Annotated in this window: 22 protein-coding genes and 1 riboswitch; of the genes, 11 read left to right on the top strand and 11 right to left on the bottom strand. The window is 62.9% G+C overall.

Annotation, left to right across the window (positions count from 1 at the left end; translation table 11 throughout):
* Positions 1–94: 94 nt before the first annotated feature.
* The 6 genes from fba to tkt form a co-directional block, all read right to left on the bottom strand.
* On the bottom strand, positions 95–1,159 hold the full coding sequence (gene fba / locus OCX61_RS02160) for a class II fructose-bisphosphate aldolase (RefSeq protein WP_008093958.1): 1,065 nt from the start codon (positions 1,157–1,159) through the stop codon (positions 95–97).
* Positions 1,160–1,259: 100 nt separating this feature from the next.
* Positions 1,260–1,589, bottom strand: a complete 330-nt coding sequence (locus OCX61_RS02155; protein WP_261942418.1) for an MliC family protein — start codon at positions 1,587–1,589, stop codon at positions 1,260–1,262.
* A 64-nt stretch (positions 1,590–1,653) separates the two neighbouring features.
* A complete protein-coding gene (locus tag OCX61_RS02150) occupies positions 1,654–1,872 on the bottom strand; it encodes a hypothetical protein (protein ID WP_261942417.1) in 219 nt (72 codons plus the stop codon).
* Between the two features lie 32 nt (positions 1,873–1,904).
* Entirely contained in the window at positions 1,905–3,068 is a 1,164-nt protein-coding gene (locus OCX61_RS02145) for a phosphoglycerate kinase (protein WP_261942416.1), read from the bottom strand.
* A 12-nt stretch (positions 3,069–3,080) separates the two neighbouring features.
* Positions 3,081–4,142, bottom strand: coding sequence for an erythrose-4-phosphate dehydrogenase (gene epd / locus OCX61_RS02140; protein ID WP_261942415.1), 1,062 nt, complete (start codon positions 4,140–4,142; stop codon positions 3,081–3,083).
* A 152-nt stretch (positions 4,143–4,294) separates the two neighbouring features.
* On the bottom strand, positions 4,295–6,292 hold the full coding sequence (gene tkt / locus OCX61_RS02135) for a transketolase (protein ID WP_261942414.1): 1,998 nt from the start codon (positions 6,290–6,292) through the stop codon (positions 4,295–4,297).
* Positions 6,293–6,520: 228 nt separating this feature from the next.
* Here tkt and OCX61_RS02130 point away from each other — a divergent pair, with 228 nt between their 5' ends.
* The 4 genes from OCX61_RS02130 (at position 6,521) to OCX61_RS02115 (ending at position 11,084) form a co-directional block, all read left to right on the top strand.
* Positions 6,521–7,513, top strand: a complete 993-nt coding sequence (locus OCX61_RS02130) for an ArsR/SmtB family transcription factor (RefSeq protein ID WP_261942413.1) — start codon at positions 6,521–6,523, stop codon at positions 7,511–7,513.
* Between the two features lie 19 nt (positions 7,514–7,532).
* Positions 7,533–8,723 carry a methionine adenosyltransferase gene (metK, locus tag OCX61_RS02125; protein WP_261942412.1) on the top strand — a complete coding sequence of 397 codons (1,191 nt, stop codon included), beginning with the start codon at positions 7,533–7,535 and terminating at the stop codon, positions 8,721–8,723.
* A gap of 145 nt (positions 8,724–8,868) precedes the next feature.
* A complete protein-coding gene (gene ligB / locus OCX61_RS02120; RefSeq protein WP_261942411.1) occupies positions 8,869–10,560 on the top strand; it encodes an NAD-dependent DNA ligase LigB in 1,692 nt (563 codons plus the stop codon).
* Between the two features lie 131 nt (positions 10,561–10,691).
* Entirely contained in the window at positions 10,692–11,084 is a 393-nt protein-coding gene (locus tag OCX61_RS02115; protein WP_261942410.1) for a DUF1090 domain-containing protein, read from the top strand.
* A gap of 30 nt (positions 11,085–11,114) precedes the next feature.
* Here the strand turns inward: OCX61_RS02115 and OCX61_RS02110 are convergent, their stop codons facing one another.
* A complete protein-coding gene (locus OCX61_RS02110) occupies positions 11,115–11,561 on the bottom strand; it encodes a c-type cytochrome (RefSeq protein WP_261944259.1) in 447 nt (148 codons plus the stop codon).
* Positions 11,562–11,680: 119 nt separating this feature from the next.
* On the opposite strand from OCX61_RS02110, the gene mltA reads away from it, so the two are divergent.
* Positions 11,681–12,832 carry a murein transglycosylase A gene (gene mltA, locus OCX61_RS02105; RefSeq protein WP_261942409.1) on the top strand — a complete coding sequence of 384 codons (1,152 nt, stop codon included), beginning with the start codon at positions 11,681–11,683 and terminating at the stop codon, positions 12,830–12,832.
* A 126-nt stretch (positions 12,833–12,958) separates the two neighbouring features.
* Here the strand turns inward: mltA and OCX61_RS02100 are convergent, their stop codons facing one another.
* Entirely contained in the window at positions 12,959–13,345 is a 387-nt protein-coding gene (locus OCX61_RS02100) for an MAPEG family protein (protein WP_261942408.1), read from the bottom strand.
* 27 nt (positions 13,346–13,372) lie between these two features.
* The gene (locus OCX61_RS02095) at positions 13,373–14,206 is read right to left on the bottom strand and encodes an EamA family transporter (RefSeq protein ID WP_261942407.1); all 834 of its coding nucleotides are present in this window, start codon (positions 14,204–14,206) and stop codon (positions 13,373–13,375) included.
* 469 nt (positions 14,207–14,675) lie between these two features.
* Here OCX61_RS02095 and OCX61_RS02090 point away from each other — a divergent pair, with 469 nt between their 5' ends.
* Positions 14,676–15,911, top strand: coding sequence for a cation:proton antiporter (locus tag OCX61_RS02090; protein WP_261942406.1), 1,236 nt, complete (start codon positions 14,676–14,678; stop codon positions 15,909–15,911).
* A 33-nt stretch (positions 15,912–15,944) separates the two neighbouring features.
* Here the strand turns inward: OCX61_RS02090 and OCX61_RS02085 are convergent, their stop codons facing one another.
* Entirely contained in the window at positions 15,945–16,346 is a 402-nt protein-coding gene (locus tag OCX61_RS02085) for an acyl-CoA thioesterase (RefSeq protein ID WP_166885937.1), read from the bottom strand.
* Positions 16,347–16,525: 179 nt separating this feature from the next.
* A riboswitch (S-adenosyl-L-homocysteine riboswitch) is annotated at positions 16,526–16,622 on the top strand.
* Between the two features lie 20 nt (positions 16,623–16,642).
* Here OCX61_RS02085 and ahcY point away from each other — a divergent pair.
* The 5 genes from ahcY to rhlE2 all read left to right on the top strand — a co-directional run bounded on the left by ahcY (position 16,643) and on the right by rhlE2 (position 23,161).
* Entirely contained in the window at positions 16,643–18,052 is a 1,410-nt protein-coding gene (ahcY, locus tag OCX61_RS02080) for an adenosylhomocysteinase (RefSeq protein WP_261942405.1), read from the top strand.
* Between the two features lie 126 nt (positions 18,053–18,178).
* Positions 18,179–19,024: a methylenetetrahydrofolate reductase [NAD(P)H] gene (metF, locus tag OCX61_RS02075; protein ID WP_261942404.1), complete on the top strand. Its 846-nt coding sequence runs from the start codon at positions 18,179–18,181 to the stop codon at positions 19,022–19,024.
* 94 nt (positions 19,025–19,118) lie between these two features.
* Entirely contained in the window at positions 19,119–20,195 is a 1,077-nt protein-coding gene (locus OCX61_RS02070) for a hypothetical protein (protein ID WP_261942403.1), read from the top strand.
* 66 nt (positions 20,196–20,261) lie between these two features.
* Positions 20,262–21,050 (top strand): substrate-binding periplasmic protein, encoded by a 789-nt coding sequence (locus OCX61_RS02065; protein WP_261942402.1) that lies wholly within the window; start codon positions 20,262–20,264, stop codon positions 21,048–21,050.
* Between the two features lie 218 nt (positions 21,051–21,268).
* Positions 21,269–23,161 carry an RNA helicase RhlE2 gene (rhlE2, locus tag OCX61_RS02060; protein ID WP_261942401.1) on the top strand — a complete coding sequence of 631 codons (1,893 nt, stop codon included), beginning with the start codon at positions 21,269–21,271 and terminating at the stop codon, positions 23,159–23,161.
* A gap of 66 nt (positions 23,162–23,227) precedes the next feature.
* Here the strand turns inward: rhlE2 and OCX61_RS02055 are convergent, their stop codons facing one another.
* Positions 23,228–23,827 (bottom strand): YceI family protein, encoded by a 600-nt coding sequence (locus OCX61_RS02055; protein ID WP_261942400.1) that lies wholly within the window; start codon positions 23,825–23,827, stop codon positions 23,228–23,230.
* Positions 23,828–23,855 lie beyond the last annotated feature (28 nt).

Here is a 23,855-nt window from a genome sequence, read left to right as displayed (position 1 = left end):
GTTTCACGGTAGCCGACTAACGGTTGCCTTGCCGTATTTTCAACGCATAAAAAAACCCGCATCGCTGCGGGTTTTTTCTTCGTGCGCCTGTGGATCAGTTGACCTTGGCGGCCAGCTCACCCTTCAGATAGCGCTGGAACATGCCTTCCAGGGAGATCGGCTTGATCTTCGAGGCATTGCCGGCAGTACCAAACGCTTCGTAACGGGCGATGCACACGTCACGCATCGCTTTCACGGTTTCACCGAAGAACTTGCGCGGGTCGAACTCGCTCGGGTTCTGTGCCATCAGGCGGCGCATGGCACCGGTGGACGCCAGGCGCAGGTCGGTGTCGATGTTGACCTTGCGCACGCCGTGCTTGATGCCTTCGACGATCTCTTCGACCGGTACGCCGTAGGTCTCTTTGATGTCGCCGCCGTACTGGTTGATGATCGCCAGCCACTCTTGTGGTACCGAGGAAGACCCGTGCATCACCAGGTGGGTGTTAGGGATGCGCTTGTGGATTTCCTTGATGCGGTCGATGGCCAGCACGTCACCGGTAGGTGGCTTGGTGAACTTGTAGGCACCGTGGCTGGTGCCGATGGCGATGGCCAGGGCGTCCACCTGGGTCTTCTTGACGAAGTCGGCGGCTTCTTCCGGGTCGGTCAGCATCTGGCTGTGATCCAGCACGCCTTCGGCACCGATGCCGTCTTCTTCACCGGCCATGCCGGTTTCCAGCGAACCCAGGCAGCCCAGCTCACCTTCCACCGAAACGCCGCAGGCGTGGGCCATGGCCACGGTCTGCTGGGTGACGCGAACGTTGTACTCGTAGTCGGTCGGAGTCTTGCCGTCTTCGCCCAGCGAGCCGTCCATCATCACCGAGCTGAAACCCAGCTGGATGGAACGCTGGCACACGTCAGGGCTGGTGCCGTGGTCCTGGTGCATGCACACCGGGATGTGCGGGAATTCTTCGATGGCGGCCAGAATCAGGTGGCGCAGGAACGGTGCACCGGCGTATTTGCGGGCGCCGGCCGAAGCCTGGACGATCACCGGGGAGTCGGTCTTGTCGGCCGCTTCCATGATGGCGCGCATCTGCTCGAGGTTGTTGACGTTGAAAGCCGGAACGCCGTAACCGAACTCGGCGGCGTGGTCCAGCATCTGGCGCATGCTAATGAGTGCCATTGTGTATCTCTCTCCCGACAAGCGTCGTTTGTTTCGTGCAAGCCTGCCGCAGGGGCGGTTGCTGTTCAAGTAGTGTGGGCCGCCTGTGCGGCCCGGCCAGTCACGGTGCCTTGCAGCCCCGCCCAATCAGATCGTTGGTTGCCACCCAGTACACCAGGCCTTCTTCGCCCTTGGTGTGGAAGGCCAGCACGCCATCGCTGTACAGCGCGCCAGAGGCGCCCGGCTCGGACTTCAGCCGGTAGACCTGGTCGCCACCGCCGAGGCGTACGTCAACCTGGTCCCGTTGTGCATCCGTGAAGCGCCACAGCACTTCAGCCTGGGTATCGCAGACCCAGCGGGTCCAGTTGTCCGCCGGGGCGGAAGGTGCTGGCTGGATCAGCGAGCATCCTGCCAGTGTCGCCAGGGCCATCGAGACCAGCAGCGCTTTCATTACATATCCTCTAGATGACCACACAGCGGTCGCTTGGTTGCCTGCCCCGACGAAACGCACAGTATCAGGGGCAACCCGGCGCCTGGCGCTGGTGTTCTTCGTCATACTTTTCCAGGCCTTCCGGGCCTACGCGCTTGCTGATGACCGGTACGGTCTCGGCCTGCCACTCAGACTGGTAACAGCCACCCTTGGGCGGCTGCGCCGGGTCAGCATCCGACGACGGGCTGCTGGAGCAGGCGCCCAGCAGACCAGCCAGCAACATCACAGGCAATAGCTTGACCATCAGGTCGCTCCCTTTGCCAGGCGCCACCATGGTCAGGCTTTTGCCCGCTCTTCCAGGATCGCCACGGCTGGCAGCACCTTGCCTTCGACGAACTCGAGGAAGGCACCGCCACCGGTAGAAATGTAGGAGATATCCTTGCTGACGCCATATTTGTCGATGGCAGCCAAGGTATCGCCACCACCGGCGATGGAGAATGCAGCGCTTTCAGCGATGGCCTTGGCCAGCACCTTGGTGCCATTGCCGAACTGATCGAACTCGAACACGCCGACCGGGCCGTTCCACAGGATGGTCTTCGACGACTTCAGCAGCTCGGCGAAATGGGCAGCGGTCTGCGGGCCGATATCCAGGATCATGTCGTCTGCGGCAACGTCGCCGATGACCTTGACGGTGGCTTCGGCGTCCTCGGCAAACGCCTTGGCAACCACGACGTCGACCGGCAGCGGCACGCTGACCTTGGCGGCAATGGCCTTGGCGGTTTCGACCAGGTCAGGCTCGTACAGCGACTTGCCAACCGGGTGACCGGCAGCGGCCAGGAAGGTGTTGGCGATGCCACCACCGACGATCAGCTGGTCGCAGACGCTGCTCAGGCTGTTCAGCACGTCCAGCTTGGTCGACACCTTGGAACCGGCAACGATGGCCGCCATCGGCTTGGCTGGGGCCTTCAGGGCTTTGCCCAGCGCGTCCAGCTCGGCCGCCAGCAGCGGGCCTGCGGCGGCAACCTTGGCGAACTTGGCTACGCCATGGGTGGAGCCTTCGGCGCGGTGAGCGGTGCCGAAAGCATCCATGACGAACACGTCGCACAGGGCGGCGTACTTTTGCGCCAGCTCGTCAGCGTTCTTCTTCTCGCCCTTGTTGAAACGCACGTTTTCGAAAAGCACCAGGTCACCGGCGTTCACCTGAACACCGTCCAGGTAGTCGGCCACCAGAGGCACTTCGCGGCCCAGGGCCTTGCTCAGGTAGTCGGCAACCGGCTTGAGGCTGTTCTCGGCCGAGAACTCACCTTCGGTCGGGCGGCCCAGGTGCGAGCAGACCATCACCGCCGCACCCTTTTCCAGGGCCAGCTTGATGGTCGGCAGCGCTGCCAGGATACGCGCATCGCTGGTTACCACACCGTCCTTTACAGGTACGTTGAGGTCTTCGCGGATCAGTACGCGCTTACCTTGCAGGTCGAGGTCGGTCATCTTCAACACGGTCATGAATGCAGTCCTTCAGGGCTGTTTGCTGCGGGTTGGGTGGACGACGTGCAGATAATGTTCGGCGACGTCGAGCATACGGTTGGCGAACCCCCATTCGTTGTCGAACCACGCCAGCAGGTTCACCAGGCGTGGGCCTGAAACGCGGGTCTGGCTGGCATCGACGATGGCCGAATGCGGGTCATGGTTGAAATCACAGCTGGCGTGAGGCAGTTCGGTATAAGCCAGCAGGCCTTTGAGCGGGCCGCTCTGCGCCGCCTCGCGCAACACACGGTTGACCTCGGCCGCGCTGGTGTCGCGGGCGGTCTGCAGGGTGATGTCCAGGCACGAGACGTTGACGGTCGGCACGCGTACCGCTTTGGCCTGGATTCGCCCGGCTAGTTCCGGAAGCAGGCGCTCGATGCCTCGCGCCAGACCAGTGGACACCGGGATCACCGACTGGAAGGCCGAGCGCGTGCGGCGCAGGTCTTCGTGGTGATAGGCGTCGATCACCGGCTGGTCGTTCATCGCCGAGTGAATGGTGGTGATCTGCACGTACTCGATGCCAAACGCCTGGTCCAGCACACGCAGCAGTGGTACACCGCAGTTGGTGGTGCAGGAGGCGTTGGACACCAGGCGTTCGTTGCCGGTCAGGCAATGCTGGTTGATGCCATAGACCACGGTGGCATCGACATCGGCCTCGCTGGCCATGGGCTGCGAGAACAGCACGCGCGGCGCGCCGGCATCGAGGAAACGCTGGCCATCGGCGCGGGTGTGGTAGACGCCGGAGCACTCCAGCACCAGGTCGATCCCCAGGCCGGCCCATTCGATGCCTTCAGGGGTGGCGCTGCGCATGACTTTCACGCAGTCGCCATTGATGTGCAGACAGTCGCCGTCGACCTTCACCTCGCCGGGGAATCGCCCGTGGGTGGAGTCGAAGCGAGTCAGGTATTCGATGCTGGCCTGATCGGCCAGGTCGTTCAGTGCAACGATCTCGAAACCGGCCTTTGCCCCCCGCTCGAACAGTGCGCGCAGGACACAACGGCCGATGCGGCCGTAACCGTTGAGTGCAACTTTGTAAGGACGCGGGTGGGGCATTCGGTGCTCACGAGACAGTTTTATAGTCACCAGCCTGCGGCATGTGGTGTGCCCCCTTTCGCGGGCAAGCCCGCTCCCACAGAGTTGCATGTGACCCTGTGGGAGCGGGCTCGCCCGCGAATCAGGGGCGACATCGCCCGCAGATCTCTACATCAGTCTTCCAGCAGCTCTTCGGCGGTGCCCAGGATGTTTTCCAGGGTGAAGCCGAACTCCTCGAACAGTGCAGCGGCCGGCGCCGATTCACCGTAGGTGGTCATACCGATGATACGACCTTCCAGACCGACGTACTTGTACCAGAAGTCAGCGTGGGCGGCTTCGATGGCGATGCGCGCAGCGACTTCCACTGGCAGTACCGACTGCTTGTAGGCGGCGTCCTGGGCATCGAACACGCTGGTGCAAGGCATGGAAACCACGCGCACCTTGCGGCCCTGCTCGGTCAGCTTGGCTTGCGCCTGAACAGCCAGGCCCACCTCGGAACCTGTGGCGATCAGGATCAGCTCAGGCTCGCCAGCGCAATCCTTGAGCACGTAGCCACCGCGGCTGATGTCGGCGATCTGCTGGGCATCACGCTCCTGGTGCTGCAGGTTCTGGCGCGAGAAGATCAGCGCCGATGGGCCGTCCTTGCGCTCCAGGGCGTTTTTCCAGGACACGGCCGATTCGACTGCGTCGGCTGGGCGCCAGGTATCCAGGTTCGGCGTGCTGCGCAGGCTGGTCAGCTGCTCGATCGGCTGGTGAGTCGGGCCGTCTTCGCCCAGACCGATGGAGTCGTGGGTGTAGACATGGATCACGCGCTGCTTCATCAGCGCCGACATGCGCACGGCGTTGCGGGCGTATTCCATGAACATCAGGAAGGTCGCGCCGTAAGGTACCAGGCCACCGTGCAGGGCGACGCCGTTCATGATCGCGGTCATGCCGAACTCACGCACGCCGTAGAACACGTAGTTGCCGCTGGCATCGTTGGCTTCGACGCCCTTGCAACCTTTCCACAGGGTCAGGTTGGAGCCGGCCAGGTCAGCCGAACCGCCGAGGAACTCAGGCAGCATCGGGCCGAAGGCGTTCAGCGCGTTCTGGCTGGCCTTGCGGCTGGCGATGGTTTCGCCTTTGGCAGCCACTTCGTTGATGTAGGCCTGGGCCTTCTCGCTGAAATCGGCCGGCAGCTCGCCGCTGGCACGGCGCTTGAACTCGGCAGCCAGCTCCGGGTAAGCCTTGGCGTACGCGTCGAAGCGCTGGTTCCAGTCGGCTTCGGCCTTGGCGCCGGCTTCTTTGGCATCCCACTCGGCGTAGATGTCTGCCGGGATCTCGAACGGAGCGTGGTTCCAGTTCAGTTCCTTGCGGGCCAGGGCGATTTCGTCGTTGCCCAGCGGTGCGCCGTGGCAGTCTTCCTTGCCCTGCTTGTTCGGCGAGCCGAAACCGATGATGGTCTTGCAGCAGATCAGGGTCGGACGGTCGCTCTTGCGCGCGGTGTCGATGGCCATCTTGATTTCGTCGGCATCGTGGCCGTTGACGTTGCGGATGACCTGCCAGTTGTAGGCTTCGAAACGTGCCGGGGTGTTGTCGGTGAACCAGCCGTGCACTTCGCCGTCGATGGAGATGCCGTTGTCGTCGTAGAAGGCGATCAGCTTGTTCAGGCCCAGGGTGCCGGCCAGCGAGGCGACTTCGTGGGAGATGCCTTCCATCATGCAGCCGTCGCCGAGGAACACGTAGGTGTTGTGGTCGACGATGGTGTGGCCTTCACGGTTGAACTGGGCAGCCAGCACTTTCTCGGCCAGGGCGAAGCCCACGGCGTTGGCGATGCCTTGGCCGAGCGGGCCGGTGGTGGTCTCGACGCCCGGGGTGTAGCCGTATTCCGGGTGGCCCGGGGTGCGGCTGTGCAGCTGGCGGAAGCCTTTGATGTCATCGATGGTGACGTCGTAGCCAGTCAAGTGCAGCAGCGAATAGATGAGCATCGAGCCGTGGCCGTTGGACAGCACGAAGCGGTCGCGGTCGGCGAAGCTTGGGTTGCTCGGGTTGTGCTTCATGTAGTCGCGCCAAAGCACTTCGGCGATATCCGCCATGCCCATTGGGGCACCTGGGTGGCCGCTGTTGGCCTTTTGCACGGCATCCATGCTGAGGGCACGAATGGCGTTGGCACGTTCACGACGGCTGGGCATCGCTTATCTCCTGGGGCTTGAAAGAGGTGGTGTTACGAAAAAAGGCGGCCATTTTCGCCCACTGCGGGGGCCGGGGGCAATGACGGATGGTCGCAGTTGGGGGATTTTCCTGTGATTGGCCTTCATTACGGCGAAAAATCCCCCGGGCTCACCCGCCCATCAGCCAATATCAAAACTTTTTGATATTGACCTTGCGAGGGCAGCCTTGCCTGTCTAGACTGCCGCCCCATGAACCTCCGTGCGCAACCGATCCCTCAGCAAAGCGACACACTGGCTGCCCTGTGCAAAGCCAGTGGCGACGAGCTGCGCCTGAACGTGTTGCGCGCCTTGGCCAGTGATTCGTTCGGCGTACTGGAGCTGGCGCAGATCTTCGACGTCGGCCAGTCGGGCATGAGCCATCATCTCAAGGTACTGGCCCAGGCCGAGCTGGTGGCCACGCGGCGCGAAGGCAATGCGATCTTCTACCGCCGCGCCCTGCCCGACAGCCAACGCTTCGGCGGGCGCCTGCACATGGCCCTGCTCGATGAGGTCGACGACCTGACCTTGCCGGAGGATGTCCAGGTCCGCATCGCCCAGGTGCAGCAACGCCGCGCCGCCACCAGCCAGGACTTCTTCCTGCGCGTGGAAGAAAAATTCCGCGCCCAGCAAGACCTGATCGCCGGCTTGCCGCAATACCGCGAGAGCCTGCTGGCGCTGCTCGACAAACTGAACTTCGCGCCGGCCGCCAGCGCGCTGGAAGTCGGCCCCGGTGATGGCGGCTTCCTGCCAGACCTGGCACGGCGCTTCGCTCAGGTCACAGCCCTGGACAACAGCCCGACCATGCTCGAGCTGGCACGCCAGGTCTGCGAACGCGAACGCTTGAGTAATGTAAACCTGCAGTTGGCCGATGCACTGGGTGCAACGGATGTGGAAGCCGACTGCGTTGTGCTGAACATGGTCCTGCACCATTTCAGCGACCCGGCCCTGGCCCTGCGCCAGCTGGCCAAACGGGTGAAAGCGGGCGGCAGCCTGCTGGTCACCGAACTGTGCAGCCATGACCAGGGGTGGGCGCGGGAAGCCTGCGGCGACCTCTGGCTCGGCTTCGAGCAGGACGACCTGGCCCGTTGGGCCACAGCAGCCGGGCTGGCCCCAGGGGACAGCCTCTATGTGGGCTTGCGTAACGGTTTCCAGATACAGGTCCGCCATTTTCAGCGGACGGCTGGCGACACTCACCATCGGTAAATTTTAGGAACCCGTCGAGATGAGCGAATACTCCCTTTTCACCTCCGAGTCCGTGTCCGAAGGGCATCCGGACAAGATCGCCGACCAGATTTCGGACGCGGTCCTTGATGCCATCATCGCCCAGGACAAATACGCCCGCGTTGCGTGCGAAACCCTGGTCAAGACCGGTGTCGCCATCATCGCCGGCGAAGTCACCACCTCCGCCTGGGTCGACCTGGAAGAGCTGGTGCGCAAGGTCATCATCGACATCGGCTACAACAGCTCCGACGTCGGCTTCGACGGCGCCACCTGCGCCGTGATGAACATCATCGGCAAACAGTCGGTGGACATCGCCCAAGGCGTCGACCGCTCCAAGCCGGAAGACCAGGGTGCGGGTGACCAGGGCCTGATGTTCGGCTACGCCAGCAACGAAACCGACGTGCTGATGCCAGCGCCGATCTGCTTCTCGCACCGTCTGGTCGAGCGCCAGGCCGAAGCGCGCAAGTCCGGCCTGCTGCCTTGGCTGCGCCCGGACGCCAAGTCGCAGGTCACCTGCCGCTACGAAAACGGCAAGGTAGTCGGTATCGACGCGGTGGTTCTGTCGACCCAGCACAACCCTGAAGTGTCGCAAAAAGACCTGCAGGAAGCCGTGATGGAGCTGATCGTCAAGCACACCCTGCCAGCCGAGCTGCTGCACAAAGGCACCCAGTACCACATCAACCCGACCGGCAACTTCATCATCGGTGGCCCGGTGGGCGACTGTGGCCTGACCGGCCGCAAGATCATCGTCGACTCCTACGGCGGCATGGCCCGTCACGGTGGTGGCGCGTTCTCCGGCAAGGACCCATCCAAGGTCGACCGCTCCGCCGCCTACGCCGGCCGCTACGTGGCCAAGAACATCGTTGCCGCCGGCCTGGCCGAGCGTTGCGAGATCCAGGTGTCCTACGCCATCGGCGTGGCCCAGCCGACCTCCATCTCGATCAACACCTTCGGCACCGGCAAGGTTTCCGACGACAAGATCATCCAGCTGGTGCGCGAGTGCTTCGACCTGCGTCCGTACGCCATCACCAAGATGCTCGACCTGCTGCACCCGATGTACCAGGAAACCGCTGCCTACGGTCACTTCGGCCGCGAACCGCAGCAGAAGACTGTCGGCGACGACACCTTCACCACCTTCACCTGGGAACGCACCGACCGTGCCCAGTCGCTGCGTGACGCTGCCGGCCTGTAAGTTTTCCTGCAGCGGTAAATGAAAGCCCCTGCCGAGTAATCGGCAGGGGCTTTTTTTTGACATATCGGCTGACAACTGCGCGACGCGACGCTCACTGCTGTTGCCTAGGCTGAGGCTTTCCCTCCGCCAAGCAAGGATGCTGGCCATGCCGTTACTGCTCCTGTTCCTGCTCTTTCTATCGTTCAACGCACAAGCCGACGGTTGCCCGGTCTGGTCGGCCGAGCGGGCGCACGCAGAAGTCACCAGCCTGCGCGCGACCGTCCTGCAATGGGATGACCACTACCATCGCCTGGGCAAGTCGCTGGTGCCCGACGAGGTCTATGACCAGAGCAGACAGCGCTTGCTGCACCTGCAAAGGTGCTTCGCACTGGAGGGCGAGCTGGATTCGCTGGCCAGCGCACGCGGGCCGATTGCCCACCCGGTCCGCCACACCGGCGTCGACAAGTTGCCGGACGAACAGGCCGTGAGCCGTTGGATGGCCGGCAAGACAGGTGTCTGGCTGCAACCGAAGGTTGATGGCGTCGCCGTGACTCTGGTCTATCGTCAAGGCCGGCTGGTCCAGCTGCTCAGCCGTGGTGATGGCACCCAGGGGCATGACTGGAGCCGACATATCGCGGTTCTCGAAAACGTCAACCGACACCTGCCCAGCCCACTGGACCTGATTCTGCAAGGGGAGCTGTACATGCGCCTGGGTGACCATGTGCAGGCACAAGCCGGCAGTGTCAACGCCCGCTCCACTGTCGCGGGGCTGTTGGCGCGCAAGCAACTGGGGCGTGAACAAGGCGCGGAGATTGCGCTATTCGTCTGGGACTGGCCGCAAGGGCCGACTGATCAAGGCGAGCGCATGGCTCGGCTGGCTGCCCTGGGCTTCCCCGACAGCCAGCGTTACAGCGTGGCCATCAACAGTGCTGTCGAGGCTGCACACTGGCGCATGCACTGGTATCGCACCGCCCTGCCCTTCGCCACGGACGGGGTGATCCTGCGCCAGAATGCACGGCCGCCAGCCGAACGCTGGCAGAGCAATGCACCCTACTGGATCGCGGCCTGGAAGTACCCCTTCACCCAGGCGCTGGCCGAGGTACGTGACGTGCACTTTCGCATCGGCCGCACGGGCCGTATCACGCCCATCCTGAAGCTGCTGCCGGTGCAACTCGACGACCGCCGTGTTGGCCAGGTGAGTCTGGGCTCCCTGGCTCGCTGGCAGGCACTCGATATTCGTCCCGGTGACCAGGTGGCCATCAGCCTGGCAGGGCTGACCATACCGCGCTTCGAGCAAGTGGTGCTGCGCGCCACCGAACGCGATAGCGTAACAGTGCCTGCGCCAGGTCAATACAGCGCTTTGACATGCTGGCAGGCTAGCGAAGGCTGCGAAGAACAGTTCATCGCCCGTCTCACCTGGCTCAGCGGCAAACAAGGCCTGGCCATGCCGGGCACCGGGCCCGGTACATGGCGACGACTGGTGCAAAGCGGGCAGGTAACGTCGCTGGCAGACTGGCTGGCGCTGGACGCCGAGCGACTGGCCCAGCTACCTGGCATCAACGGCACCCGCGCCAGGCGCCTGCAACGAAGCTTCGAGGCTGGCCGCACCCGGCCGTTCGCCCGGTGGATCAGCGGCCTCGGCGCGCCGATACCGCGTGACCTGCCACTCGACGGCGACTGGGTAAGCCTCGCCAGCCGCTCGGCTGCGCAATGGCAGGCCTTGCCCGGTATCGGCGCAACCCGCGCCAGCCAGCTACAGGCTTTTTTTGCAGCGGAGCATGTGCAGGAGCTGGCACGACAGCTGAGTGCAAACGGCATTCAAGGGTTTCAGGCCGCAGCCGCCCGTGAAAGGCAATGAGTTTTAACAAAATCAGCTGTAGGCAAACGCCGAGATTGTTCCAGAAATATCCAACAAGGGTTCCTAAATCGTCAAAAGCAAGGCAGGATTTGCCCCATCTTTTGCTGCCCCGCCCCCTCAAGGAGGCTTTGATGAAATTGATTTCCACTCTGGCACTGCTGACCACGCTTGGTCTCGCGGCTGGCGTTGCCCAAGCTGCCCAGCCCGAAGAGGGCCTGACTGGTTGCGCGGCCAAGCGCAGCGCCATCGAGAATCAGCTGAAAATCGCCCGTGACCACGGCAACAGCGATCAGGTGGCAGGGCTCGAGGAAGCACTGCGCGGCGTTGAAAACTGCACCGATGCCGGCCTGCGCAAAGAGCGCGAGCAGAAAGTGCTCGATGCGCGTCACGAGGTGGCGCAGCGCGAGAAGGACCTGAAGAAGGCCGAGAAAAAAGGCGACGCGGAAAAAATCATCAAGCGCAAGGACAAGCTTGCCGAATCGCGCAAGGAACTGCAGGAAGCCGTGGACGACCTGGACCGCTGATCCTGCCTGATCGCCTGTTGACGCAGGCGATCAATGATTGCGGAATTCGGTATGGCACGCCTTGCAAGCCGCCTCGACCTTGTCCATCGGTGCCTTCAACTGCGCCGCGTCCAACGGCTGGGTACGCGTCACGTGAACCAGCTCACCCGTCACGCCCTCGAGTTGCCGGGCAAGATCATGGAAACGCGCCTGCCGCTCCCACACCTCCGCTCGCGCGCTGCTGTCACCCTCATCCCGCACCTGAGGAAAATGCTGCCACGGCGCGTGAGCCAGGCCATCGAGCTTCAATGCTCCAGCGGCGAACTTCACCCCGTCGAAAGGCAACCGACCACGCAACATGCCACCCATGTCTTCGCTGGTCTTGAGCATGTCCTTGAAAATGGCCTTGCGCTTGCCCAGTGGCGAGTTGGGGTCGACCCGGTCACAGGCCGTCAGGGCAAGGGCAGCAAGCAGTACTACGGTCAATCGCTTGAACATCACGGTCACTTCAGCCAAGGCAAAGGGGCGGCCAGTATCGCCGCCAGTCAGGCAAAGACCAATAGCCACATAAAACACAAGGGCGAATCTTCATGTTCGCCAGCCACAGGTACCCACTGATGAAATCTGCCCTGCGCCATCTGGCCTGGACACTCCCGGCACTCGCCCTGCTGGCCGGCTGCAACGGCGGCGAAAACGCCAAGCCCGAGCCTCACGCCATCGCCACCTATGCCCCGGCCACCTGGAAAGACCTGCCTGCGGTCAGCGATGAAGACCTGCTGGCTGGCTTCTATGCCTGGCGCAGCGGCTGCGAAAAACTCAAACGCGACCCGGTGTGGGCCGCCACCTGCGAAGCGGCCGGCAGCGACACGGCGAGCGCTACACAGGTGCGCACGTTCCTCGAACAGAACCTGCAGGTGTATGGCTTGCGTTCCGCCGACAACAACGCCAACGGCCTGATCACCGGCTACTACGAACCGGTCTACCCCGGCAGCCTGAAGCGCACCGAAGCAGCGCACGTGCCGGTATATGGCGTACCCGATGACATGATCGTGGTCGACCTGGCCAGCGTATACCCCGAACTCAAGGGCAAGCGCCTGCGCGGCCGCCTCGATGGACGCGTGCTCAAACCCTACGATACCGCCGAGGTGATCAGCCGCGATGGGGTCAAGGCGCCCGTGCTGGCCTGGCTGACCGATCCGATGGACCTGCAGTTTCTGCAGATCCAGGGCTCAGGCCGGGTCCAGTTGGAGGATGGCCGCCAGCTGCGGCTGGGCTATGCCGATCAGAACGGTCACCCCTACCGGCCAATCGGCCGCTGGCTGGTGGAGCAAGGCCAGTTGAAGAAAGAAGACGTGACCATGGGCAGCATCCACGCCTGGGCCATGGCCAACCCGCAGCGCGTGCCGGAACTGCTGGCCAGCAACCCCAGCTACGTGTTCTTCAGTGCCCGCCCGGACAGCAACGAGGGGCCACGCGGCTCGCTGAACGTGCCGCTGACAGCGGGCTACAGCGTGGCCATCGACCGCAAGGTGATCCCGCTGGGCAGCTTGCTGTGGCTGTCGACCACGCGCCCCGACGGCACGCCGGTGGTACGCCCGGTGGGCGCTCAGGATACCGGCGGGGCAATCGCGGGCGAAGTGCGTGCGGACCTGTTCTGGGGGACCGGGCCGCAAGCTGGCGAGCTGGCGGGCAACATGAAGCAGCAGGGGCAGATCTGGATGCTCTGGCCCAAGGGCAAGCCGCTGCCTGAAGTACCTAAAGTGCCTTGATCGGCGCTGGATTCTTCGCGGGTAAACCCGCTCCCACTGGTGCTGCACAGATCTCAAGACCTGTGGGGACCCTGTGGGAGCGGGTTTATCGAGACGTCGAACCGCCGCGAAGCAGGCGATGCGGTTTCAGACCGAAACCACGAAGAACGAAACGATGATCGCCAACCCGGCAAACCACACCAGCGACCGCAGCGCTGCCCAGTCCGCCAGGTAGCAGATGATGTAAAGCAGGCGGCTGGTGATATACATCACCCCCAGCACATCCTGGGTCACCTGCTCGGCGTTGCCGACGATATCCGCCACCAGCACCGCTGCGGCAAACGCCGGGAAGGCTTCGTAGCCGTTCTGCTGCGCCGCATGGGCACGCCTTGGCAGGCCCGACAATGTATCGAGGAAGGCGCGCGGATCATGATTGTCCTTCAGGCCGAAGCGGCCACTGCTGACCTTGGCGACCAAGGCACAAAGCGGGTTCAACAGCAGCGCGATCAGGATGCACCAGAGGGCAACGGTCATGCTCATGACTCCTTGTTCGAAAATGGGTTAGAGCTTCATCACCAGCATGCCCGCCAGGACCAGCCCGCAAGCTAGGAGTCTTGGCCCGCCAAAAGGTTCTTTGAGGTAGCGCATGCCCAGCAATACCACCAGGATCACACTCAACTCGCGCAGGGCTGCCGCTTCGGCCACCGAGCCCAGGTGCATGGCCCACAGCACCAGCGCATAGCTGAACAGCACGCAAAAGCCCACCGCCAGCCCCAAGCGCCACTGTGTGCGCCAGAACAGCACGAACGGCGCCCGCCGCGCCACGCTGGCCAGCAACGGGAATGGCCAGGCACTGAGCAGCGTCAACCACACCAGGTAGTCCCAGGGTTTACCCCACAACCGCACCGCCTGGCCGTCGAACCAGGTATAGCAACCGATACACAGGCCGATCAGCGCAACCACCGGCAACATCGACCAGGGCAACCGGTCACCGCCACCGCCCTGCCACAGCAGAGAGGCCATGCCACACGGGATCAGCAGGATACCGATGATCTGCTGCTGGCTGAGCGACTCACCGGCAAACGCCAGGGTCAGCCCCAGCACCACCAGCGGCGACAGCCCGCGCATCAGAGGATAGACCAGCCCCAGGTCACCAACCCGGTAGGCCTGGATCAGCAGGAACCGGTACAACTGCTCGGCCAGCGCCGAAGCCAGCAGCCAAGGCCAGATCTCGGCGGGTGGGAACTCGCTGAAGGCCACGGCGAACACGGCGAACACCAGCGCGACCAGATCCATGCTGGCAATCACCAACAGGCGTTCGCCGCTGAATTTGATCAGGGTGTTCCAGGTCGCGTGTAGCAGGGCGGCGACCAAAACCAGGGAAGTTGCCAGCACGCCTTTGGGTCCTTGTGACGTTTTTGAGGGATGAATATATAGCGTTGGGGTGCGGGTTGCCTGTGATGTGCACGCCGATGGAGATTCAGCGCCTGTGAGATCGAGCGCCGCCCGCGCGGCGCATCGCGAGCTGCGCTCGCTCCTACGTTTGTTTCAGGCCAATTAATCCTGTGGGATTTGCGCGCGAACGCCTTGGTGCATGACTCGATACCGCGTCGTACCAACAAAGCGGTCGCGCGCGCCTGCCACAGGCATTACTGGCCCGATACAAACGTAGGAGCGAGCGCAGCTCGCGATGCGCCGCGTGGGCGGCGCTCGATCTCACAGACGCTACAACAATCAAGGCATGCACCGGAACGATTCCAGCAATTCTGGTCAAATCCTGTGTCCCGAGCCCCTCGCCAGATCATCAAAGAACTGCCCGAGTCATTCGGGTTACGACTTGGAAGCCACTGTCACAGGATTCGGGATGCTTGAATTAGTTGCCGCGTTTATCTGCCTTACCACCCTCCTCACCTATGTCAATTACCGTTTCATCGGCCTGCCGCCCGCCATCGGCGTGATGGTCACGGCGCTGCTGTTCTCCCTGATGCTGCAGGGCCTGAGCCTGATCGGCTTCCCTGGCCTGGAAGAACGCGTCGAAGGTCTGATGAACCAGATCGATTTCAACGACCTGCTGATGCACTGGATGCTGGCGTTCCTGCTGTTCGCCGGCGCACTGCACGTCAACCTCAGCGACCTGCGCAGCTACCGTTGGCCGATCGGCCTGCTGGCCACCTTGGGCGTACTGATCGCCACCGTGGTGATCGGCTACCTGTCGCACTGGGTGTTCGCCCTGTTCGGCTGGCAGGTGCCGCTGATCTATTGCCTGCTGTTCGGCGCACTGATCTCCCCGACCGACCCGATCGCCGTGCTGGGCGCGCTGCGTACCGCCAATGCCTCCAAACCCTTGAAAACCACCATCGTCGGCGAATCGTTGTTCAACGACGGTACTGCGGTCGTGGTGTTCACCGTACTGCTGGGCATCATCCAGCTGGGTGAAACGCCAAGCGTCTCCGACACCGCCATCCTGTTCGCCCGCGAAGCCATCGGCGGCGTGCTGTTCGGCGGCATCATCGGCTATGCCACCTACCGCATGATCAAGAGCGTCGAGCAGTACCAGGTCGAAGTCATGCTGACCCTGGCACTGGTGATCGGGGGTTCGGCAATGTGCTACGAGCTGCACGTTTCGGCTCCGATCGCCATGGTGGTCGCCGGGCTGATCATCGGCAACCTGGGGCGCAACCTGGCGATGAACGACATGACCCGCCGCTACATGGACGGCTTCTGGGAACTGATCGACGACATGCTCAATGCCCTGCTGTTCGCCTTGATCGGTCTGGAGTTGTTGCTGCTGCCGTTCAACTGGCTGCACCTGGCGGCGGGCGGCGTGCTGGCACTGGCGGTACTGCTGTCGCGCCTGCTGACGGTGGCACCGGCGATCGTGCTGTTGCGGCGCTGGCGGCCCGTGCCAAAAGGCACCGTACGGGTACTGACCTGGGGTGGCTTGCGCGGTGGGGTATCGGTGGCCCTGGCGCTGTCGCTGCCATTGGGCGAGGAACGTGACCTGCTGTTGTCGATCACCTACATCGTGGTGTTGTCGTCGATCCTGGTGCAGGGCTTGAGCATCGGCCGGGTGGTGCGCAAGGTCAGCGCCCAGCCTTGAGAATGCCGGGGCCGCCTGGCGGCCCCGGAATCCTTATTCCACCGCAGAGTCCGGGAACTGGTCCTGGATGTACTTGATCTCGGTACGCCCGTGTGGCGCCGGCAAGCCATCATCGCCGAGATTGACGAAGACCATCTTGTCCACGGTCAGGATGGCCTTGCGGGTGATTTTGTTACGCACTTCGCACTTGAGGGTGATCGAGGTACGGCCAAACTCGGTGGCAGTGATGCCCAGCTCGATGATATCGCCCTGGCGCGAGGCACTGACGAAGTTGATCTCCGACATGTACTTGGTCACCACGCGCTGGTTGCCCAGCTGGACAATCGCGTAGATCGCCGCTTCTTCGTCGATCCAGCGCAGCAGGCTGCCGCCGAACAGCGTGCCGTTGGGGTTGAGGTCTTCGGGTTTTACCCATTTGCGGGTGTGAAAGTTCATCTGTACTCCTGACCTGCTTGGCTAACGTGGAGTAATGATGGCAGAGCGGCCGCCAGTGCTCCATTGAACATCGACTATCGTCGCGATAAATCGACAGAAAGCCTTGGGTGTGTCACACAGCCACGGCTATAATCGCTGCCGATTCACATGGCTGCCCGCAGTGGCGGCCATCCCGCCACCCATCCGAGGGGCGCTGCAGCAGGCTCGGCCTGTCAGGCTCGGTTGGGGCGTTGTCCGCTGAAGCGGACGCTCAACGCACAACGGCGCCCATTCGCACACTACGAATGGAGGCTCTCATGAGCGCTGTAAACACGCCTGCTGGTTTTTCCGACTTCAAGGTCGCCGACATTTCCCTGGCCGACTGGGGCCGCAAGGAAGTCATCATCGCCGAATCGGAAATGCCCGCACTGATGGGCCTGCGCCGCAAGTACCAAGCCGAGCAACCGCTCAAGGGCGCGAAGATCATCGGCTGCATCCACATGACCATCCAGACTGCCGTGCTGATCGAGACCCTGGTCGCCCTGGGCGCCGAAGTCCGCTGGTCGTCGTGCAACATCTTCTCCACCCAGGACCAGGCCGCTGCCGCCATCGCCGCCGCCGGCATCCCGGTGTTCGCCTGGAAAGGTGAAACCGAGCAGGAATACGAGTGGTGCATCGAGCAGACCATCCTGAAAGATGGCCAGCCTTGGGACGCCAACATGGTGCTGGACGACGGTGGTGACCTGACCGAGATCCTGCACAAGAAATACCCGGCCATGCTGGAAAAAATCCACGGCGTGACCGAAGAAACCACCACTGGCGTGCACCGCCTGCTGGACATGCTGGCCAAGGGCGAGCTGAAAGTCCCGGCGATCAACGTCAACGACTCGGTCACCAAGAGCAAGAACGACAACAAGTACGGCTGCCGTCACAGCCTGAACGATGCCATCAAGCGTGGCACCGACCACCTGCTGTCGGGCAAGCAAGCCCTGGTGATCGGCTACGGTGACGTGGGCAAGGGCTCGGCCCAGTCGCTGCGCCAGGAAGGCATGATCGTCAAGGTCACCGAAGTCGATCCGATCTGCGCCATGCAGGCCTGCATGGACGGCTTCGAAGTCGTTTCGCCGTTCAAGGACGGCATCAACACCGGTACCGAAGCCGGCATCAACAGCGACCTGCTGGGCCGTATCGACCTGATCGTCACCACCACCGGTAACGTCAACGTCTGCGACGCCAACATGCTCAAGGCCCTGAAGAAGCGTGCCGTGGTCTGCAACATCGGCCACTTCGACAACGAAATCGACACTGCCTTCATGCGCAAGAACTGGGCATGGGAAGAGGTCAAGCCACAGGTTCACAAGATCCACCGCACCGGCGCGGGCACCTTCGACCCGCAGAACGACGACTACCTGATCCTGCTGGCCGAAGGCCGCCTGGTGAACCTGGGCAACGCCACTGGCCACCCAAGCCGCATCATGGACGGTTCGTTCGCCAACCAGGTGCTGGCGCAGATCTTCCTGTTCGAGCAGAAGTTCGCCGAACTGCCAGCCGCCAAGAAAGCCGAACGCCTGACCGTGGAAGTGCTGCCGAAGAAACTCGACGAAGAAGTGGCCCTGGAAATGGTCCGCGGCTTCGGTGGCGTGGTCACCCAGCTGACCCCGCAACAGGCCGAGTACATCGGCGTGACCGTCGAAGGCCCGTTCAAGCCGCACGCCTACCGCTACTAAGCGGCGGGCTTGGAGCGACCAGCTCCAACGCCGAAACCTGAACGATGCCCAAGCCAGATCGGCCATCACCGATCTGGCTTTTACTTGCAGCTTGCTGCTTGAGGTTTGCTGCTCGAGGAACGCCTGATGTCCCAAGATCGCCGTTACAGTTTCGAGTTCTTCCCAACCAAGACCGACGCCGGCCATGAAAAACTGATGGGCGTTGCCCGCCAGCTGGCCGCGTACAACCCGGACTTCTTCTCCTGCACCTATGGTGCCGGTGGCTCCACCCGCGATCGCACGCTGAACACCGTGCTGCAGCTGGAAAGCGAAGTGAAGGTCCCGGCCGCACCGCACCTGTCGTGCGTCGGCGACACCAAGGATGAGCTGCGCGCCCTGCTGGCCGAGTACAAGGCCGCAGGCATCAAGCGCATCGTCGCCCTGCGTGGCGACCTGCCGTCGGGCATGGGCATGGCCAGTGGTGAACTGCGTTATGCCAGCGACCTGGTCGAGTTCATCCGCCAGGAAACCGGCGACCACTTCCACCTGGAAGTAGCCGCCTACCCGGAAATGCACCCGCAGGCGCGCAACTTCGAAATCGACCTGGCCAACTTCGTGCACAAGGTCAAGGCCGGTGCCGACAGCGCCATCACCCAGTACTTCTTCAACGCCGACAGCTACTTCTACTTCGTCGAGCGCGCGCAGAAACTGGGCGTGGACATTCCAGTGGTGCCCGGCATCATGCCGATCACCAACTACAGCAAACTGGCGCGTTTCTCCGATGCCTGCGGCGCCGAGATCCCGCGCTGGATCCGCAAGCAACTGGAAGCCTACGCCGACGACACGGCGAGCATCCAGGCCTTTGGCGAGGAAGTCATCACCCGCATGTGCGAGCAATTGCTGCAAGGCGGCGCACCGGGCCTGCACTTCTACACCCTCAACCAGGCCGAGGCGAGCCTGGCGATCTGGAACAATCTGAAGCTGCCACGCTGAAACTTTTTGGCATCATCGGATTCAGAAACGATTGAGGCTTTAGTCGTAGACTAGGGCCTTGATTACTTTCTGGCTCTGACAGGTCTCGACTGCAATGCAACATTTCCTGCCATCACGTCCTCAGCTCGTGTATCTGGCGTTTGGCCCGGCGACCTACCACCAGGAAGCCTGCTTCAGCATCGTCAGCGCGCTGGCCCGCCTGGGCGACATCGCCAAACCGGCCATCGATATCCAGGTCTATACCGACAATGCCGAGCCTTACGGCAATCTGCCGGTGACCGTTCATCTGCTCGACGAGGCAACCCGCAAGGCCTGGAACCAACCCCACGGCTATCACTTTCGCAGCAAGCATGTGCTGATGCGCCAAGTGCTGCAGCAACATCCTCAGGCCGTACTGATCGACACCGATACCTTCTTCCGCAAGTCACCGCTGCAACTGTTCCAGCGGGTCAAGCCCGGCACTATGCTGTGCAACGCCATTGGCGCGCGTTATGGCGAGAATCAGAAGTGCCTGCTGTACACGAACCTGCTCAGCATTCTCGAGTCTCGCGGCCTGGCCGACCGCCAGATGCCACTGGTCAACTCGGGCGTGATTGGCCTGTGTGCCGAGGACAGCGATGTCCTGGACCGCTCCATTGCCATGATGGACGAGTTCTATCCGTTGGCCCGCACCGCCTACACACTCGAAGAGTTCTGCCTGGCAGTGGCCGCTTACCGCAAGATGGAGCTGGCCGAATGCACCGACGTCATTCACCACTACTGGAGCCGCAAGGCCCAGTTCCGCGCCAAGATCCAGGCCTGGTTGCGCAAACACGGCGATAACCCACTGGGGGCGGCGGCGCTTGCCGATGTGGCATTGGTCAACGACCAACTGCCACGACCACCTACCTTGCAGCGCCTGGGTTACAAGGCCTTGAGCCTGACCATGCCCAGCCGCGAGCGCCAGTTCGTGCGTGAACTGCTTTATGGCTGCTACCCGTACTCCAACGAGTTCGATCGCGCTTGCGCAACGGCCTGGTGGGACAAGGCGCTGGAGAACCTCAACGAACGCTACGGGCGCATCGAACCCGAGCAATTGCGTCAGTGCCTGCGCCACCCGAGCCTGCGCCTGTCACTGGGTGGCCGGCGCAAGGATATCGAAGCGCACCTGCTGCGCTCTTCCCATCAATGATGGCCGGCACAGGGGGGCGTTGATCTTCACTGGCCTTGCCCCCCTGTGAGCGCGTAATCTCGCGCCATGCCCCACATTGCTCAATTGCTGTGCATCCTGTTGCTCACCTGCCTGAGCCCGATGGCGCTGGGCGAGCGGCTGCGCCTGGTCAGTGACGACTGGGCGCCCTATGTCTATCGCGATGGTGGCCGGGCCAAAGGAATCGACTACGAAGTCACCACCGAGGTATTTCGCCGCCTGGGTGTCGAAGTGGATTGGCAGTTCCTGCCGTGGAAGCGCTGCCTGGCCCTGGTCGAGCACGGCCTGGCTGACGGGGTGATGGACACTTTTCAGGTCGAGTCGCGCAAGACCTACATGGTCTATCCGGCAGAACCCATGTCCGATGTCGAGTTCGTGCTGTATCAGGCAAGCAACCGGCGCCATGCCATTCACCAACTGAGCGATCTTGCCGGCCTGACCATAGGCACGTCGCCGGGCTACGCCTACGACAAGGCGTTCAATGAATCCGAGGATTTCCGCCGCGAAACCGCGCCGAGCCACGAAGCCAATTTTGGCAAGCTCATACGCGGGCGCGTCGATCTGCTGGTCACCGACCGTCTGGTCGGGCGTTACCTGCGCAAACAGCTTGGCCTTGAACAGCAGGTCGAAGAGCTGCCTCTGGTCATCAGCCGTCAGGCGCAATTCCTGGGCCTGGCACGCAAACCCGGGCGCGAACAACTGGCCCTGGCGTTTACCGAAGCGCTGCGCCGCTTCAAGCAGGAACCGGCATTCGAGGCGATTATCGAACACTACATCGGCGACACGGGCGATCTTGCCGGCGCCGTTGAGCAGCAGGAAAGCAGCACACTGCGTTAGCTCTGTTATACTCGGGCCTTCCCGCCCGGCTCACGCCCGGACGCTCGGCCTCGCAACAGGCATCCCGATCGGCATTGACGCCCCTTGGCGTCCACCCTCCGCTTCCCGGATGTGCAGTGAAAGCCCAGCTGGACCGGACGCGATCGCATCCCTTCGATGCCCGTCGCGCCAGGCAGAATATCCCAACGGGCCCAGCCCACACGAGAACAGGATTGCCCATGTCCTTTGCTTCCCTCGGTCTCTCCGAGGCTCTTGTCCGCGCTATCGAGGCAGCGGGCTACACCCAGCCGACCCCGGTGCAACAGCGGGCCATTCCCGCCGTGTTGCAGGGCCGCGACCTGATGGTTGCCGCTCAGACTGGTACTGGTAAAACCGGCGGCTTCGCCTTGCCGATCCTCGAGCGCCTGTTCCCGGCCGGCCACCCCGACAAATCCCAGCGTCATGGCCCGCGCCAGCCGCGCGTACTGGTCCTGACCCCGACCCGTGAACTCGCCGCCCAGGTACACGACAGCTTCAAGGTGTACGCCCGTGACCTGCCACTGGTCAGCGCCTGCATCTTCGGCGGCGTCGGCATGAACCCGCAGATCCAGGCCATTGCCAAGGGTGTCGACGTGCTCGTCGCTTGCCCGGGGCGCCTGCTCGACCTGGCCGGCCAAGGCAAGGTAGACCTGGCCCACGTGGAAATCCTGGTCCTCGATGAAGCCGACCGCATGCTCGACATGGGCTTCATCCACGACGTCAAGAAGGTCCTCGCCCGCCTGCCGGCCAAGCGCCAGAACCTGCTGTTCTCGGCGACCTTCTCCAAGGACATCACCGACCTGGCCGACAAGCTCCTGCACAACCCGGAGCGCATCGAGGTCACCCCGCCGAACACTACCGTCGAACGTATCGAGCAGCGCGTCTACCGCCTGCCCGCCAGCCACAAGCGCGCCCTGCTGGCGCACTTGATCACACTGGGTGCCTGGGAACAGGTTCTGGTGTTCACCCGCACCAAGCACGGCGCCAACCGCCTGGCCGAGTACCTGGAAAAGCACGGCCTGACCGCCGCCGCGATTCACGGCAACAAAAGCCAGAACGCCCGCACCAAGGCCCTGGCCGACTTCAAGGCCAACAGCGTGCGCGTGCTGGTAGCCACCGACATCGCCGCCCGTGGCCTGGACATCGACCAGCTGCCCCACGTGGTCAACTTCGAACTGCCGAACGTCGAGGAAGACTACGTGCACCGCATCGGCCGTACCGGCCGCGCCGGGCGCTCGGGCGAAGCCATCTCCATGGTCGCGCCGGATGAAGAAAAGCTGCTCAAGAGCATCGAGCGGGTCACCAAGCAGAAGATCCCGGATGGCGACCTCATGGGCTTCGATGCCAGCCAGGTAGAAGCCGAAAAGCCTGAAGTACGCGAGCGCCAGCAGAACAGCGGCCGCGGCGGCCGCAACCAGCAGCAGGCCCGTGGCGAAGGCGGCAAAGACGCCAACGGCGGTCGCAAGGACAAGGGCAAGGACAAAGGCAAGGCCAAGCAGCAGGCGGCGGACAAACCGGCCGACAAGGAAAAGTCCGGCGACAAGCAGCAACAACGCAAACCGCGTGACAAGAAGCCGCGTCAGCAGCAACAAGCCAGCAGCAGCGTGCCGAAAGCACCGGCTGATCGTGACCCGGAAGAATTCCTGGACGACGATATCGACAACTTTGGTAACCGCGCCGACTACGTCAGCCCATACCAGAACGGCAAAGGCCAAGGCCGCAACCGCCGTCCGGGTGGTGCAGGCCAGGGCCAAAGCCAAGGCGGCGGCCAGCGCAGCAGCAACGGTGGTGGTCAAGGCCAGGGCCGCAATGCAGGTGGCCAGCAGCGCAGCGCCAGCGGCGACAAGCGCCCACGCAACAACAACGGTGGCGGCGCCCGTCGTGACAACAATGGTGGTGGCCGTAACCGTTCGGCCGGCCGTGACGATGCCTCGCGCCAGGAGCCGGCAGTACGCAGCAGCCGCGAACAACACCAGCCGGTAATCATCCGCAAGGAATCCAAGCTCGATCGTTACCCGACGCCGGAACAGCTGGATGACCTGCCGAGCCGCCCGCGCGGTGAGCGCCCTGCACTGCTCACTCGCAAGGGCTGAGCCGCGCATCAGGCAATAAAAAACGCCGCCCAATGGGCGGCGTTTTTTATTGCTCGGGCAACAGCATCACTTCTGCTGAACACCTTCGAACACGAAGTACAGCTCAACTTTCTCGGACAGCGGACCGAGGTCCATCGACTTCGGCGCGAATTCCTTGCGGTTGATGTCCAGCTTGCCCTCGAAGCCGGCACGGTAGCCGCCCCATGGGTCCTTGCCCTCGCCAATGAAGGTAGCCTTGATCACAACCGGCTTGGTGACGCCAGTCAGGGTCAGGTCACCGGCGACATCGGCAGTCAGCTGGCCTTCGGCGTTCTTGCCGGTCGGAGTTACCTTGGTCGACTTGAACGTCGCGGTTGGGTACTTGGCTACGTCAAGGAAGTCCTTGCTCTTGATGTGCTTGTCACGCTCGGCGTGGTTGGTGTCCACGCTTACCGTCTTGAGGGTGACGTCGATCTTGCTGGCTTCAGGCTTGGCCGGGTCCCAGCTGAAGTTGCCATCCCAGTCCTTGAAGGTGCCGGTGATGAAGCTGTAGCCCAGGTGGCTGATCTTGAAATCAACGAACGCGTGCTGGCCTTCCTTGTCGATCTTGTACTCGGCAGCCATTGCCTGGCCGGCGGCGAACAGAGCAGTACCCAGCGCCAGAGCGGCAAAAGTCTTTTTCAACATCCTTACTTCCTTCCTATGCAATTGAGGT

Source organism: Pseudomonas sp. LRP2-20 (assembly GCF_024349685.1).
Lineage (GTDB): Bacteria > Pseudomonadota > Gammaproteobacteria > Pseudomonadales > Pseudomonadaceae > Aquipseudomonas.
The sequence above is the reverse complement of the archived record's forward strand: the minus strand, read 5'-3'. Positions and strand labels throughout refer to the sequence as shown.

Coding starts and splice junctions, on each gene's coding strand:
- fba (WP_008093958.1), bottom strand. CDS start 1,159: ATGGCACTCATTAGCATGCGCCAGATGCTGGACCACGCCGCCGAGTTC.
- OCX61_RS02155 (WP_261942418.1), bottom strand. CDS start 1,589: ATGAAAGCGCTGCTGGTCTCGATGGCCCTGGCGACACTGGCAGGATGC.
- OCX61_RS02150 (WP_261942417.1), bottom strand. CDS start 1,872: ATGGTCAAGCTATTGCCTGTGATGTTGCTGGCTGGTCTGCTGGGCGCC.
- OCX61_RS02145 (WP_261942416.1), bottom strand. CDS start 3,068: ATGACCGTGTTGAAGATGACCGACCTCGACCTGCAAGGTAAGCGCGTA.
- epd (WP_261942415.1), bottom strand. CDS start 4,142: ATGCCCCACCCGCGTCCTTACAAAGTTGCACTCAACGGTTACGGCCGC.
- tkt (WP_261942414.1), bottom strand. CDS start 6,292: ATGCCCAGCCGTCGTGAACGTGCCAACGCCATTCGTGCCCTCAGCATG.
- OCX61_RS02130 (WP_261942413.1), top strand. CDS start 6,521: ATGAACCTCCGTGCGCAACCGATCCCTCAGCAAAGCGACACACTGGCT.
- metK (WP_261942412.1), top strand. CDS start 7,533: ATGAGCGAATACTCCCTTTTCACCTCCGAGTCCGTGTCCGAAGGGCAT.
- ligB (WP_261942411.1), top strand. CDS start 8,869: ATGCCGTTACTGCTCCTGTTCCTGCTCTTTCTATCGTTCAACGCACAA.
- OCX61_RS02115 (WP_261942410.1), top strand. CDS start 10,692: ATGAAATTGATTTCCACTCTGGCACTGCTGACCACGCTTGGTCTCGCG.
- OCX61_RS02110 (WP_261944259.1), bottom strand. CDS start 11,561: ATGTTCAAGCGATTGACCGTAGTACTGCTTGCTGCCCTTGCCCTGACG.
- mltA (WP_261942409.1), top strand. CDS start 11,681: ATGAAATCTGCCCTGCGCCATCTGGCCTGGACACTCCCGGCACTCGCC.
- OCX61_RS02100 (WP_261942408.1), bottom strand. CDS start 13,345: ATGACCGTTGCCCTCTGGTGCATCCTGATCGCGCTGCTGTTGAACCCG.
- OCX61_RS02090 (WP_261942406.1), top strand. CDS start 14,676: ATGCTTGAATTAGTTGCCGCGTTTATCTGCCTTACCACCCTCCTCACC.
- OCX61_RS02085 (WP_166885937.1), bottom strand. CDS start 16,346: ATGAACTTTCACACCCGCAAATGGGTAAAACCCGAAGACCTCAACCCC.
- ahcY (WP_261942405.1), top strand. CDS start 16,643: ATGAGCGCTGTAAACACGCCTGCTGGTTTTTCCGACTTCAAGGTCGCC.
- metF (WP_261942404.1), top strand. CDS start 18,179: ATGTCCCAAGATCGCCGTTACAGTTTCGAGTTCTTCCCAACCAAGACC.
- OCX61_RS02070 (WP_261942403.1), top strand. CDS start 19,119: ATGCAACATTTCCTGCCATCACGTCCTCAGCTCGTGTATCTGGCGTTT.
- OCX61_RS02065 (WP_261942402.1), top strand. CDS start 20,262: ATGCCCCACATTGCTCAATTGCTGTGCATCCTGTTGCTCACCTGCCTG.
- rhlE2 (WP_261942401.1), top strand. CDS start 21,269: ATGTCCTTTGCTTCCCTCGGTCTCTCCGAGGCTCTTGTCCGCGCTATC.
- OCX61_RS02055 (WP_261942400.1), bottom strand. CDS start 23,827: ATGTTGAAAAAGACTTTTGCCGCTCTGGCGCTGGGTACTGCTCTGTTC.